Annotated in this window: 13 protein-coding genes; 2 read left to right on the forward strand and 11 right to left on the reverse strand. The window is 49.1% G+C overall.

The genetic code is table 11. The features are described from left to right. Positions 1-93: 93 nt before the first annotated feature. The 11 genes from K0H60_RS12285 to K0H60_RS12330 form a co-directional block, all read right to left on the reverse strand. Positions 94-957 carry a co-chaperone YbbN gene (locus K0H60_RS12285; protein ID WP_220055915.1) on the reverse strand — a complete coding sequence of 288 codons (864 nt, stop codon included), beginning with the start codon at positions 955-957 and terminating at the stop codon, positions 94-96. Between the two features lie 117 nt (positions 958-1,074). Next, positions 1,075-2,988, reverse strand: coding sequence for a molecular chaperone HtpG (htpG, locus tag K0H60_RS12290; protein WP_089067609.1), 1,914 nt, complete (start codon positions 2,986-2,988; stop codon positions 1,075-1,077). A 314-nt stretch (positions 2,989-3,302) separates the two neighbouring features. Next, on the reverse strand, positions 3,303-3,902 hold the full coding sequence (recR, locus tag K0H60_RS12295) for a recombination mediator RecR (RefSeq protein WP_023265729.1): 600 nt from the start codon (positions 3,900-3,902) through the stop codon (positions 3,303-3,305). Between the two features lie 12 nt (positions 3,903-3,914). Continuing rightward, positions 3,915-4,244 (reverse strand): YbaB/EbfC family nucleoid-associated protein, encoded by a 330-nt coding sequence (locus tag K0H60_RS12300; protein ID WP_047540411.1) that lies wholly within the window; start codon positions 4,242-4,244, stop codon positions 3,915-3,917. A gap of 169 nt (positions 4,245-4,413) precedes the next feature. Beyond that, positions 4,414-7,536, reverse strand: coding sequence for a DNA polymerase III subunit gamma/tau (gene dnaX / locus K0H60_RS12305; RefSeq protein WP_220055916.1), 3,123 nt, complete (start codon positions 7,534-7,536; stop codon positions 4,414-4,416). A gap of 129 nt (positions 7,537-7,665) precedes the next feature. Further along, complete coding sequence (gene apt, locus K0H60_RS12310; RefSeq protein WP_011623016.1) at positions 7,666-8,217, reverse strand: adenine phosphoribosyltransferase; 552 nt, start codon at positions 8,215-8,217, stop codon at positions 7,666-7,668. Between the two features lie 471 nt (positions 8,218-8,688). Continuing rightward, positions 8,689-9,057 carry a YbaN family protein gene (locus K0H60_RS12315; protein WP_220055917.1) on the reverse strand — a complete coding sequence of 123 codons (369 nt, stop codon included), beginning with the start codon at positions 9,055-9,057 and terminating at the stop codon, positions 8,689-8,691. Positions 9,058-9,157: 100 nt separating this feature from the next. Continuing rightward, positions 9,158-9,280 carry a hypothetical protein gene (locus tag K0H60_RS20580; protein WP_011623018.1) on the reverse strand — a complete coding sequence of 41 codons (123 nt, stop codon included), beginning with the start codon at positions 9,278-9,280 and terminating at the stop codon, positions 9,158-9,160. 156 nt (positions 9,281-9,436) lie between these two features. Beyond that, positions 9,437-10,177: an HvfC family RiPP maturation protein gene (locus tag K0H60_RS12320; protein WP_220055918.1), complete on the reverse strand. Its 741-nt coding sequence runs from the start codon at positions 10,175-10,177 to the stop codon at positions 9,437-9,439. Beyond that, on the reverse strand, positions 10,177-11,016 hold the full coding sequence (locus K0H60_RS12325) for an HvfB family MNIO-type RiPP peptide maturase (RefSeq protein WP_220055919.1): 840 nt from the start codon (positions 11,014-11,016) through the stop codon (positions 10,177-10,179). Before K0H60_RS12325 ends, K0H60_RS12320 begins: the two co-directional genes overlap by 1 nt. Before the next feature lie 146 nt (positions 11,017-11,162). Next, positions 11,163-11,594, reverse strand: a complete 432-nt coding sequence (locus K0H60_RS12330; RefSeq protein WP_220055920.1) for an HvfA family oxazolone/thioamide-modified RiPP metallophore — start codon at positions 11,592-11,594, stop codon at positions 11,163-11,165. A gap of 259 nt (positions 11,595-11,853) precedes the next feature. On the opposite strand from K0H60_RS12330, the gene K0H60_RS12335 reads away from it, so the two are divergent. Both K0H60_RS12335 and K0H60_RS12340 read left to right on the forward strand, forming a co-directional pair. Continuing rightward, complete coding sequence (locus K0H60_RS12335; RefSeq protein WP_011717377.1) at positions 11,854-12,801, forward strand: tRNA-dihydrouridine synthase; 948 nt, start codon at positions 11,854-11,856, stop codon at positions 12,799-12,801. Between the two features lie 163 nt (positions 12,802-12,964). Further along, positions 12,965-13,324 carry a TraR/DksA C4-type zinc finger protein gene (locus tag K0H60_RS12340; RefSeq protein WP_011717378.1) on the forward strand — a complete coding sequence of 120 codons (360 nt, stop codon included), beginning with the start codon at positions 12,965-12,967 and terminating at the stop codon, positions 13,322-13,324. Positions 13,325-13,370: the final 46 nt, after the last annotated feature.

Genomic DNA, 13,370 nt, shown 5'->3' on the forward strand with positions numbered 1-13,370 from the left:
TTCGCACATCTGGCCGCCATTGAGAAGGCTTTTAGCTTCGACTTTAGCCTCAGAAACCGTAAATAAATCGCAGTTTTGCGGCCAATTTAATCCTTAATAGAGCAAGGTATAGAGCTTACGGCGGTACTGATTCGCCAGACTATTGCCTTGCCCAAGCGCCGTTAAAATTTCCATAAAGACTTGTTTTACCTTGCCATTTTCAGCGGTTAAATCCTTAGATAACACACTGTATAAATGTGCGAGCGCTTCTTCGTCTCGATGGGCCGAATGCAGGGCCTTACAAAGTTCGAGTAATAACACTAAATCCTGCGGATTATGCTCGAACTTCTGCTGCAAATCACGAATTTCTGGCGTGTCCGCCGCATCCAAAGCAAGGGTTAATTTCGCCTTTAAGCTTTGGTAATAACCGTCTTGATCGGCAAGGCCAATCTGTTCGAGTAGCAGCTGCGCTTGAGCGAGTTCCCCCTGCATCAAGTACACATCGGCAAGCACTAAACTCACCTCGGCCGCCTGATTTGAGGCGCTGTAGGCGTCTTTCAGTAACACGGCCGCCGTGGATAAATCCTCCGCCGACACTTGGCTTAAGGCTAACAGGGCTTTGGCTTGCTCAAGCTGTAATTGCCATAGGGGTGGCAAGTGTTTCTCCAGCATAGCGCTCACCTGCACCGCCTCTTGCATGCCCGCAAAGCCATCGATTGGCTGGCCCTTATCGAGCACTAAGGTGGTCGGTAGTGCTTGAATGCGGAAATAGTTAGCGATTTCCAGCTCGGTTTCGCAGTTCACTTTCGCCAGCACAAAACGGCCAGCATGCTGCGCGGCAAGCTGCTCGAGTGTTTGCACCATGGCAACACTCTGCGGCTGTGGCTGGGCCCAAAACACCATCACCACCAGTTGCTGCATCGAAGCATCAACCACTTGCTGAATATTGTCTTTCGTTAGATCGAGGATATTGTCCATGGTTTTCCTTACTCCCAAACTGGCACCTCTGTAGAGAAATGCCCTAGGATAATGCTCTTTGCGGTGCCTAAAACGGAATCGGGGCACTTGTGTCTCGACTCAAGTGCCCCGAATGCCTTACTTCAGGTTCGCCAATAGCATTTGGTTCATCAGCTTAATAAAGGCCGATGGATCGGCTAAGCTGCCCTTCTCCGACAATTGCGCCTGTTGCAATAACAGATTCGACCAATCGGCGAAGGCGGCTTCATCTTGAAGATCGTTTAAGCGCGACACTAATGGATGCGCTGGGTTTACCTCAAACGTCGGCTTGACCTCTGGCACTGGCTGACCCGCAGCTTGCATCAGTTTGATCATCTGGCTCGACATCTCACCTTCACCCGTCACCACACAGGCTGGGGTATCGGTTAAGCGTGAAGTGACTTTCACATCGGCCACGCTAGCGCCTAATGCCGCCTTGATGCGTTCAACCAATGGCGCAGACTCTTCGGCAAGCTTCTCCTGCGCTTCCTTCTCGGCCGCATCTTCCAGCTCACCTAATTCCAGCTCGCCACGGGTCACTGAATGCAGTTGCTTCTCTTTGTATTCGGTTAAGTGATTGATTAACCACTCGTCGATACGTTCTGACATCAGCAACACTTCGATGCCTTTCTTACGCAGCAGTTCTAAGTGTGGGCTGTTGGCGGCCGCTTCGTGGCTGTCGGCAACGATATAGTAAATCTTGTTTTGGCCTTCCTTCATGCGGCTTAAGTAGTCATCGAGTGACACAGTCGGTGCCGCGCTGCCCGTATGGGTAGACGCAAAACGCAATAAGCCGGCAATACGTTCACGGTTTGCAAAGTCTTCCGCTGGACCTTCCTTCAACACTTGACCAAATTCGGCCCAGAATTGTTGGTATTTTTCTGCATCGTCTTTTGCCAGTTTTTCCAACATGCCCAGCACGCGCTTAGTGATACCGGTGCGCATCGCTTTGGTGATGTGGTTGTCCTGTAAAATCTCGCGTGACACGTTCAGCGGCAGATCGTTTGAGTCAATCAAACCCTGCACAAAGCGCAGGTAAGATGGCATAAACTGCTCGGCGTCATCCATAATAAACACGCGCTGAACAAAGAGTTTCAGGCCATGCTTACGGTCGCGGTTCCACAGATCCCATGGCGCTTTTGAAGGGATATACAACAGGTTAGTGTATTCCTGTTTACCTTCAACGCGGTTATGGCTCCACAGCAGTGCGTCTGTGTAGTCGTGGGAAATATGCTTATAAAATTCTTGGTACTCTTCGTCACTGATCTCAGACTTATTGCGCATCCACAGCGCAGTCGCCTTGTTCATGACCTTCCAGTAACCTTCGGTTGCAGGGATTTTTTCACCGTCTGGGCCATCGCGCTCAGGGGTGCCTTCCTGCCACATTTCAACTGGTACAGAGATATGGTCTGAGTATTTAGTGATGATGGAGCGCAGGCGCCACTCATCGGCAAATTCTTTCTCTTCATCACGCAGGTGCAGGGTAATCTCGGTACCACGGCTCGCCTTAGTGATGGTATCGACGGTGAAACTGCCCTCACCTTCCGATTCCCACAATACGGCTTCATTGGCCTTATGGCCTGCCGCACGGGTGCGTACAGTGACTTTTTTCGCCACGATAAAGGCGGAATAGAAGCCCACACCGAACTGGCCGATTAATTGCGAATCTTTTGAGGCTTCGCCAGAGAGGTTTTTAAAGAATTCAGCGGTGCCCGATTTAGCGATCGTGCCTAAATGCTCAATCACACCATCGCGGGTCATACCTACGCCGTTGTCTTCGATGGTTACAGTGCCTTTTTCTTTGTCTGCGCTAATGCGCACACGTAGCTCACCGTCACCTTCGTATAGCGCGTCGTTGGTCAACGCAAGGTAACGCAGCTTATCGGCCGCATCCGCAGCGTTGGAGACCAGTTCACGCAAGAAAATTTCTTTGTTGGAATACAAAGAATGGATCATCAAATGCAACAGCTGTTTGACTTCAGTTTGAAAACCATGAGTTTCTTGTTGTGACATGAAATTTTCCTTATTTGTTACGCAATTTGGTTAAAGCAAACGCTTAGTGATTAATAAAATGGGGCTGTAAATCCACTTTTCAAGGGGGGAGATAAAATCACAGATCAAATGGCGAAAAATAAGGCAATCTGGGGCAAAAACACGGCCTATGGCCCAGATATTTGGGGAGTCAGCCGTAAATGAGGGATGCTAACGCGGTGAACAAGAACACTAAGACCATATGCTCAATACTTTTTATTCAAATAATCCTGCGCCCATAAAATAAAAACCCGCAAGCACTGGGCTAGCGGGTTTTATCTTGAGTTCATCACTCGCTACAGCGGGATACGCCCATTGAAGGACAGCGCTAAGGTGGTGCTGTCGACATATTCCAGTTCGCCCCCCACGGGGACGCCGTGGGCGATACGGCTGATCACCACCTTATGGCGCCGTGCCATATCGGCAATAAAGTGGGCGGTGGCCTCACCTTCTACCGTGGGATTGGTCGCGAGGATAAGCTCGGCAACATCGCCCGAGGCTAAGTGACGCTCTAATAGCGCCAAGCCTAACTCCTCAGGCCCCACCCCATCGAGTGGTGATAAATGGCCCAGCAATACAAAGTAGCGACCAGTAAAATGTCCACCCGCTTCAATGGCTAACACATCGGCCGGCGTTTCGACCACACAAATCGTCGACGAAGACCCGCGTTTATGGCTAGCACAAATCGGACAGAGGCTTTCTTCAGTGTAGGTTCGGCAAGACTGACAATGACCGATATCGCTCATGGCACTCGACAGTGCCGAGGCTAATTTAAGCCCAGCTTTTCTATCGCGCTCAAGCAATTGAAACGCCATACGTTGAGCCGATTTCGGCCCAACCCCTGGCAAACAGCGCAGGGACTGAATTAACTCGTCAAGCAGGGGACTAAATTTCATTGTCTATCTCAATTAAAATGGCATTTTCATGCCTGGTGGTAATTGCATACCGCCAGTCACTTCGGCCATTTTAGCTTTCTGATTTTCTTCGATACGACGCGCGGCATCGTTACAGGCTGCGGCAATCAAATCTTCCAGCATCTCTTTATCGTCTTCCATCAAGCTTGGATCAATTTCGACTTTACGCACTGTGTGTGAGCCAGTCATGGTCACTTTAACCAGACCTGCACCTGATTCACCAACCATTTCCATGCGGGCAATTTCTTCCTGCATTTTTGCCATTCTTTCTTGCATCATCTGGGCTTGTTTCATCAGATTGCCCATACCGCCTTTTCCAAACATAGTCATTTCTCTTCTATTAGGGTTAGTCGCAAGCTTTTAAGCTGGCTAATCTTACTGAAATAAATGGGATTGGCAATCAATGCCGATATCCCATCGCCAAACTTATGATCTTGATAGCGAGTTTTTAACAAACTCTGCCACTCCACGCAGCATATGCACAGAGGAAATATTACTCGGGCTCAGGTAGTGCGGGAATAAGTCCGCTACGCTGGGCTAACAACTCGGGCGGATAGAGTAAGGTATCCTGATCCAGCTCGGCGCCAAAACGGTTAATCAGCCATTGCACATTATCGTCCATCATCAGCGATTGGCGTGCCTGCTGCAGTAACTCTTGGTGAAAACGTTTGCGCATCTCTAAGGGCGTTTCCCGAGCGGGATCAGTTCCTATGACCACCTCAACCTGCCTCGGGTTCCCCAACGCGGCGGTCAGTGCATGCTCTAACTGCTCAATCGCCACGGGCGCCGCCAAGTGTTTCTGGTCGGGTTTTAGTAGTAACGGCAAAGGGTTAGCCTGCAGCTGACAAATCGAGTTTACCGCCAACTGACGCACACGGCCGCCAATCTCTAGGCTCGCCATGAGCTTATACCAGTGCAAGTCTAAGGGATGCCCTGTAATCGATTGCGCCAATGTTAATGCAGTGGATGACGTTGGTTGTACCGTCTCGCTTGACTGTGACTGCACCGCATCTTGTGGCTGAGTCGGTTGCTGTATTTGTTGCTGCGTTAGTTGTGGTGTAAGTGCCTGAGGCGGCTGCGGCGCCGTATTAATCTCAGGGCTTTGCGCAGCTGACTCGCTCTCTTGCACAGCCTCTTGCCCAACCAGTGTCGCCTCGCTATCCGTTGGCGACATTTGAGCGGCGACGGTCGCAGCGCCTAAATCATCAACAGTTGTTTGCGGCACAACAGCGGTTTCACGCTGTAGGTTAGAACTTGCAGCCGATGCGTTGGCATCATCCATCCCCACGACGGGCGCCTCTTCCCATGGAGGGCGATCGTTTGGATCAAGCGGCTGAGTTGGCGTGACATTTGATTGTGAGTCAAGATGGAGCTCGGCCTCGAAATCATCGTCAAAGGGTAGCTCAAAGTCGTTATCGGACGCGTGACTAACCACTTGCAGCTTGATAGATGCATCAACTGAAGGCGTGTTTTGTGAAGTCGCGTGAGAGACTGGCGCGATATGCGCATTCTGGCTCGGGGTTTTAGGCTTAACTTCCGCTGCCGGCTTTTTTCCATCACCTTCCTTGGTGCTGAGCGCATCAAGATCGGATAACAAGGAGTCACGCGCAGCTAATACCGCCGATAAAATATCGTCATCCTCGAGGGACATAGTAGTAGTTGACGCTGGAGGTGTTGAAGCCTGAGAGGTTGTTGAAGCTAAGCTTTCGCCAATAGACTGCGATTTTTGGTCCGCAGCAGACTCATGCACAACATCCCTAAGGTCGATAGACTGAGTACTGTCGCGATTAAACGAACTATCTTCCATGCCAGAGAATCCGCCCTGCTCCTCAGCCATAAATTGTGAATAATCATCCTGATAGGCATCGAGCGGCGCAGCGGCATAATCGTATTGTCCGTAATCCTCAGCGGAATATTCGTCTGGCGCTACCGCATCAGCATTCTCATTAACACTCGCTTGAGTTTTTTCCTCGACATGATCATGAGATAAGGCAACAGCTGCTGTTAATGCCGCTGAAGAAGGCTTCTGGTCAACGCTAGCAGTATCCACTGTTGCTGCCAGATTATGCTCGGCATCAATATTCGATGCAGGCATAGAAACTGAGCTCGACTCAGCGCTTGAGTCAGCTTTTGCTTCTGGAGTTGAGACTGCCTCAGTACTCGACACCGCCTCGGAACTTGCGCCAAAGCCTTGGCTTTCGGCTTGGCTTAAGATCACTTGCTGCTCGGCAATTAATGCGGCATTCAGTTCAGCCTCATCATCAATCGCATCATCGACAGCTAACATATCCTCAGCAGATAAGGCTTGTTGCGAAGCTGTAGCGTTCTCACTCTTAACCATAGGCTCAGACATTGTAGCCTGTGGCAGAGCCTGTGAGTCACGCTCAGCGGTTAGCAGAGTTTTTTTTTCAGCCACAGCCTGATTAACGGCCTGTTCAACCGCAGGCATATTTGATGCGGGCGTCGCAGACATTGGCTGCTGAGCAGGCAAACTCACCTTAGCAGCGTCTTCAACCTGCCAACGTTTCACAGGCTTTTCGGGAACAAATGCCACGGCTCGGAGCAGCGCCATTTCAAGGCCCGATTTAGGATCCGGCGCATGGGGTAAGTCTTTACGGCCAGTCAGTAAAATCTGGTAATACAACTGCACTTGTTCCGGCGCTAACTGCTCGGCAAAGGCCTGAATTTGCGCGCTGTAAAGGGATTGCTGCGCAGCGGCAGGTGCAAATTGAGTCAGGGTAATTTGATGCAATAATTCCAGTAAACTGCGCAGCACTTCTTGGGCGTCCGCGCCATAGGCGAGCACCTGTGCGCAGCTTTGCATCAATACGCCAATATCGGCATCGGTTAAGGCTTTGAGCAAGCGCAGCACATGCTGCTCATCGATGCTGCCCAGCATAGATTGCACTTGATTGAGCATTACCGTGCCACCACCAAAGGCAATGGCCTGATCGGTCAAACTTAAGGCATCACGCATACTGCCATTGGCAGCTTTGGCGAGCAGAGTTAATGCTTCGTGCTCAAAGGGCAATTGCTCTTGAGTTAAAATATGTTGTAGCTGAGTGCCAATTTCCTGCTGGGTTAAGCTCTTTAAATTAAATTGCAGGCAGCGGGATAACACAGTCACCGGCAGCTTTTGCGGATCGGTCGTCGCCAGTAAAAATTTCACATGCTCTGGCGGTTCTTCGAGGGTTTTTAGCAGCGCATTAAAACTGCTACGGGAGAGCATGTGTACTTCGTCAATCAGGTAGACCTTAAAACGGCCACGGGTCGGACGATATTGCACATTATCTAAGAGTTCACGGGTGTCATCGACCTTAGTGCGCGAAGCGGCATCGACTTCGATCAAGTCAACAAAGCGGCCCTGGGCAATTTCGACACAGCTGCCACACACACCACAGGGGGAAGCCGTTACGCCCTTTTCACAGTTGAGGCCTTTGGCGAAGAGGCGCGCCAAACTGGTCTTGCCCACACCGCGAGTACCCGTAAAAAGATAAGCATGGTGTAAACGTTGTTGCGTTAACGCATTCGTGAGCGCGTGCAACACGTGGCTTTGGCCGACCATCTGTTCGAATGTGGCAGGGCGCCATTTTCTGGCTAACACCTGATATGACATGGAACTCCCCAATGTGCATGACAAGAATGTTGGTACAAAAAAGGGGATCGCGCCCCGAGATAGTTGCAAGATAACATGTCAATTAACGACATGCCATTAAACTATCCCTAGGCGCCTTTGGCTGAAGAATTATTCGCCTTCAAACTCACAAAGTTTAACCAACTCAAGACCTAAGGCCGTTAAACGGGCTTCGCCACCGAGATCAGGTAATGAAATCACAAAGGCCGCATCTTGCACTTCACCACCCAGTTGGCGGATAAGTTTGACTGTGGCTTCGATAGTGCCGCCGGTGGCCAGCAAATCGTCAACCACCAATACTTTGTCATTCGCCGTAATCGCATCAGTATGGATTTCAAGGCTATCGTGGCCATATTCCAGCTCATAGCTTTGGCTAATAGTCGCGCGTGGCAACTTACCAGGCTTACGTACTGGCACAAAACCAATGCCTAATTCCAGTGCTAAAGGCGCACCAAATAAGAAACCACGGGCTTCGGTGCCCACAATCTTGGTAAAGCCTTTATTGCGATATTGCTCAACTAATAAATCGATAGTCGCTTTATAGGCCGCGGCATTTTCCAGCAGACTGGTCACATCGCGAAATAGAATCCCTTCCTTAGGATAATTAGGAATCGTTTTAATGCTTTGCTTTATCAAGGATAAGGTTTCTGTATTCATAGCCATTTAATTTAACTTAATCGTTTCGCCACGCGTAACTGCTGGCGGTAAAAACAAAACGTCCACAGCGAGTGTGGACGAGCTTTAATAATTCGCACAAAGCTTATGCCGCTTTGGTTTGAGTTGCAATAAGCAGCGTATTCAAGTGACGAATTGGTTACCAATTTGTGCCTTAGATCAAATGTGCTTCCATAGGGTGTGTTGACGTTTCAGGGTTATTTTTGCAGCTATTTGGCTGGCGTTTATGCAAGGCAAAGTCCGTGCTGTGTAGTTATTCTACATAAACGGACAATAACGCAGCAGAAACGTCAACCAAACGCTGCCCGAAGGGTTCGTCTGGCAAGCATTTGCTCTTACTTTCTGTCATAAGAGCCGCTCGTCATTTGAGTAGAATTACTACACGTCATTCCTCGTTTCGCGAGCACAAGCTTGCCAGAACGAACAAAATTTAATCTCGAAACATCAACACGCCCTACACTAGGATTCGATTTCAGGAATGGTTTTAAGATACCAAAGTAATCCGCCCGCCATGGTGAGCAGCAGCAACTTTACCCATACGATGGGAACCACCAGAATGCTAATGCTAAAACTGAGCCCTGTGAGCCACATCGCCCGTCGCTTAAGCCCGGGGCGCATCGCCCTGTGCTCTTGCCACTGGGTGAGCGCATCGGCAAACCAAGGGTGTGTCATCAGCCACTGGTGTAATCGCTCGCTTGAGCGGGCAAAACAAAAAGCCGCCAAAAGAATAAACGGCACTGTCGGTAGTAGAGGCAATACGATACCCAGCAGTCCAAGGCCCAACGCCAAGCAACCTATCAATAAAAACAAACCGCGTTTCAATATCATAGTTTGTAGATGACCATAGTATGAATATGCCTCAAACCTTAAAAACAAAAGCCACTCTAAGAGTGGCCAGTAGTATACTCAATTTGAGATTAAAACCTGCTTAAATTAAGCCTAATTGCTTTAACCAAGTCAGGCTTGCTGGAAGCGTCGGCAACAGTAAGACTAAAATAAAACCAATAAAATACATAAAGTTAAATGGGTCTTTAAACGGCTGACTGCTCATTACAGCTCCTCAAATGTGTACAAAGATAAGTGCGCAGGAATCGTACAGTGATTAAGATCACAAAACGGGCGCCATTGTAGCGGTTTGTCAAATCAACAAAAACCCTTTTTATGTAAGGTTATTGCATTTATTTTGCTGATTTAAGCAACATGCAGCTTAAATCCCGCGCACTATCCCTTTGACGGCGAGTTGCTCGAGTAATTGAATACAACCTTGGGTTAAGATCTCCGTTTGCATTTGTGGGTAAATCTGTTGCAGCCAGTTGAGTATGTCATCGAGGCGGCTCTGCCCTTGTTCAGCCAAATACCCCAGCACTTGCGCACTTACCGGTGTTAATTGTAAGAAGCCCACCTCGCCCGCCTCATCCTGATAGAGACAGAAAAACACCGGCTGCGGCAGTGGCTCTGTGGGGCGATAATCTTGGCGGATCTGCTGCACCGGATACTGGTACTGGGCCACACTCGCCGTTGTTGCTAAACATAGATGACGTTGCAGAATATCCTCTTTGGATAGCAATACTTGCTCACTCGTTTGCTGCGCGGTTGCCACTCGCAGCTCGAGCCATTCATAGTGCGCCAGTTCCAACATAAAGGGCGGATCACTTTCTGCTGGCGAATATTGAAACTGCAGAAACTGTAAAAACTCTCCGGCAATATCAATAAAAATTGGGGACTTACAATCGTGTTGACTGAAGAAAGCCTGCACTAAGGCTTGCCACTGTACATCGCTATAGAGACTTTTGAGAACGGGAAAGGCATTGGAGACAAAGCCCATCACATTATTAAAAAAGAGCTCTCGGTAAACCTGCATCCGCTCGAGGGGCACACCGCTTGGCACTGGGTTTTGTGGATCGCGAATATAATCGATAAAAGACTGCTGTACTTGCTTAAATTCCATCAGGCAATCCTCTTATCCAAACGATTTTTCGCCCGCGTTTGATAGGCATGGATTTGATTAATCTCATCCAATAACAGCACCGTTTCGGGCAAATTAAAGTCACGCTCGAGCAGCGTCGGTAAGACGCCATGCTGGGCATAGCACTTTTCCAACAATGCCCAAACCGGATCGTTGATGTCGCTGCCATGGGTGTCGATCAGCAAGGTTTCAGACTGTTGGTAATGCCCTGCGATATGCAAATAGGCGATGCGCTCCGTTGGCATGGCCTTTAAATAAGCCTCGGCATCGTATTGATGATTTATCGAGTTCACATAGATATTATTCACATCTAACAGCAGCTTACAATCGGCTTCTTCTAATACTGCGGTTAAAAACGCCTGCTCACTCATCTGTGCGCTCGGGGCGGCATAAAAGGAAATATTCTCGAGGATCAAAGGTCGCTCTAAAATATCCTCCACTTGTTTGACCCGCGTTGCCACATGCTTAACTGCGTCATCGGTAAAGGGGATGGGCATGAGATCGTATAAATGACCGCCACCCGAGCAATAACTTAAATGCTCCGAATAGACTTCAATTTGGTGCAGATCCATAAACGCCTTCACTTGGCGGATAAACTCCAAATCTAAAGGTGCAGGACTGCCGATAGAGAGTGATAGACCATGACAGAAAAAAGTATGTTGCTCAGTAAGCTGCCTAAATTGCTTGCTGTATTTTCCACCGAGCGTCATCCAGTTTTCAGGGGCGACCTCTAAAAAATCGATAGCCGTTGGCAGCGCTTGGCAAAACTCACTGAGCATTTCACGCCGTAAGCCTAATCCAACCAATCCACTCTCTTGCATTGCTTTCACCTCTTACCTAGGGCGTGTTGACTTTTCGAGATTACATTTTGTTCGTTATGGCAAGCTCGTGCCCAAATGCAGCTAAACAAAGGCCAGCGCATGCTGGCCATAAGTTTGAACAGAAGCTCAATGGTATCGACTTGCGCTTATTTCATTTCTTTTTTGACAGCATCGACCTTAGCTTCGACTTTTTCAGCGGTTTTCTTCATATCACCACCGCATTTCGCTTCACCACATTTACCTTCGTGGGCTTTATCGGCAACGGCTTTCTTCATGTCGCCACCACATTTACCTTCGCCGCATTTACCTTCTTTGGCTTTTTCAGCAGCTGCTTTCTTCATCTCGCCACCACACTTGCCTTCACCACACTTACCTTCTTTGGCTTTTTCGGCTGCAGCTTTTTTCATATCGCCGCCGCATTTAGCTTCGCCACATTTACCTTCTGAACCGACGATTTGATAACCCGCTTCCATGGTTTCAAATCCGAATGGGTTGGTTTGCGCATTCACGACGAACGCAGAACCGACCACCACTGTACCTAACGCCACTGCAACGGCTGTTTGCTTAACTGACTTCATATATTTCTTCCTTTTATTTGATGAATGGTGGCCAACAACAGTGTTGTAGCTGGCTTACTGCAAAAGACCCGCCTCATCTCGGTTTCATTTCAAAAAATATCACCAAATCACAGAAATAATCAAAATATGCTGATAGGAAACAGAATTTAGTCGTAAAAATAACCCAAAACAGTCATCGCCCTTCCCTCGCAATGCTTTGTAACCACAGTCCAATAGGATAGAATGCACGCCCTTTGAAACTGGATATGGGTTTGTTGCAGTGCGCGTAATTTTGGCTCCGATGGAAGGCGTGGTTGACGACTTAATGCGAGATATTTTGTCCTCAATTAACCCCTACGATTTGCTCGTCACCGAATTTGTGCGCGTGGTTGACCAACTCTTACCCGAAAAAGTGTTCCTCAAACTCTGCCCCGAACTGCTCAATGGCGGCTTTACCCCTTCGGGCACGCCGGTTCGCGTACAGCTTTTAGGGCAAGAGCCCAACTGCATGGCCGAAAACGCAATGCGCGCGATTGAGCTTGGCTCCCACGGCGTCGATGCTAACTTTGGTTGCCCCGCTAAGATGGTGAACCGCAGTAATGGCGGCGCGGTGTTGCTGCAATACCCTAATACGATTCACGATATTGTGCGCGCCATGCGCCAAGCCGTGCCCGCCGAGCATCCGGTGACGGCGAAAATTCGTTTAGGCTACGAAGACAAATCCCTGTTTATGGAGAATGCGCTAGCCGTTTATGAAGCGGGCGCGACTGAGCTGGCTATCCATGCCCGCAGTAAGGTCGATGGTTATAAACCTCCCGCCTACTGGGAATACATCACCGAAGTGCGCGAGCGTTTGCCCATTCCAGTCATTGCCAATGGTGAGATTTGGAACCGAGAGGATGCAAAGCGTTGTATGGCGGTAACAGGCTGCGACAGCATTATGATTGGCCGCGGCGCGATTTCGCTGCCCAATCTTGCCGATACCATTAAGACTGGCGCGGCCCCCTACAGCTGGGCCGACACCTTAGGCTTGATGCTAAGCTACACCCAACGCGAACTGAGCGGCCGTAAGAGTGATTATTATCCCGCGCGAATTAAGCAGTGGTTTAGTTACTTGAATCGCCAATACCCCGAGGCGGACACCCTGTTTAGGGAGCTGCGCATCTATAAGACTACTGAGGAAATTGTGCGAGTGCTGGAAGAGGCGCAGCAGCGCCTTGGCGAATAACCACGGATAGTGCATAGGATAATCCCATGAGAAAGTGGTGAATTTTTATTTAAAACACCACTAAATCCCTGCAAATCGGACAGATACTTGATCTTTATCATAGTCGTTGATAGTGGAACTATTAGACTGAATGTCCAGAGTCAGATAAAACAGGCGATTTTACGTGAGCACCACCCATATCAGACAAGAATTGTCAGAGCTTGAAGCTAATCTAAGGAAGGAAATCGGCGCGCTCCCTCAGTTTATTGAAATACTTGGGGCGCATTATGCCAACCTCAGCTTAGGCGAGTTAATTGACCGCCTGGCACAGAGTCACCTCGCAGAACATCCGCTATTTTGTCGTTTAAACCGCCTCGATGCCGCCTTCTGTCAACTTGACTTAGGCTTGTACGGCCTATGCTCAGATTGCGAAACCGAAATCGAAGCTGAACGCTTGACCCAAGATCCCACTGAGCAACGTTGCAGCAGCTGCGCCGAGCATTATCAGCATGAGCATCGCCATGAGCTTAGGCTAAGCCATTAACAGCTTTGGACTTTATCTATTCACTCAGTCAGTTCACCAATAAAAA

This window comes from Shewanella mangrovisoli (assembly GCF_019457635.1).
Classification (GTDB): domain Bacteria; phylum Pseudomonadota; class Gammaproteobacteria; order Enterobacterales; family Shewanellaceae; genus Shewanella; species Shewanella mangrovisoli.

Coding starts and splice junctions, on each gene's coding strand:
- K0H60_RS12285 (WP_220055915.1), bottom strand. CDS start 957: ATGGACAATATCCTCGATCTAACGAAAGACAATATTCAGCAAGTGGTT.
- htpG (WP_089067609.1), bottom strand. CDS start 2,988: ATGTCACAACAAGAAACTCATGGTTTTCAAACTGAAGTCAAACAGCTG.
- recR (WP_023265729.1), bottom strand. CDS start 3,902: ATGAAATTTAGTCCCCTGCTTGACGAGTTAATTCAGTCCCTGCGCTGT.
- K0H60_RS12300 (WP_047540411.1), bottom strand. CDS start 4,244: ATGTTTGGAAAAGGCGGTATGGGCAATCTGATGAAACAAGCCCAGATG.
- dnaX (WP_220055916.1), bottom strand. CDS start 7,536: ATGTCATATCAGGTGTTAGCCAGAAAATGGCGCCCTGCCACATTCGAA.
- apt (WP_011623016.1), bottom strand. CDS start 8,217: ATGGCTATGAATACAGAAACCTTATCCTTGATAAAGCAAAGCATTAAA.
- K0H60_RS12315 (WP_220055917.1), bottom strand. CDS start 9,057: ATGATATTGAAACGCGGTTTGTTTTTATTGATAGGTTGCTTGGCGTTG.
- K0H60_RS20580 (WP_011623018.1), bottom strand. CDS start 9,280: ATGAGCAGTCAGCCGTTTAAAGACCCATTTAACTTTATGTATTTTATT.
- K0H60_RS12320 (WP_220055918.1), bottom strand. CDS start 10,177: ATGGAATTTAAGCAAGTACAGCAGTCTTTTATCGATTATATTCGCGAT.
- K0H60_RS12325 (WP_220055919.1), bottom strand. CDS start 11,016: ATGCAAGAGAGTGGATTGGTTGGATTAGGCTTACGGCGTGAAATGCTC.
- K0H60_RS12330 (WP_220055920.1), bottom strand. CDS start 11,594: ATGAAGTCAGTTAAGCAAACAGCCGTTGCAGTGGCGTTAGGTACAGTG.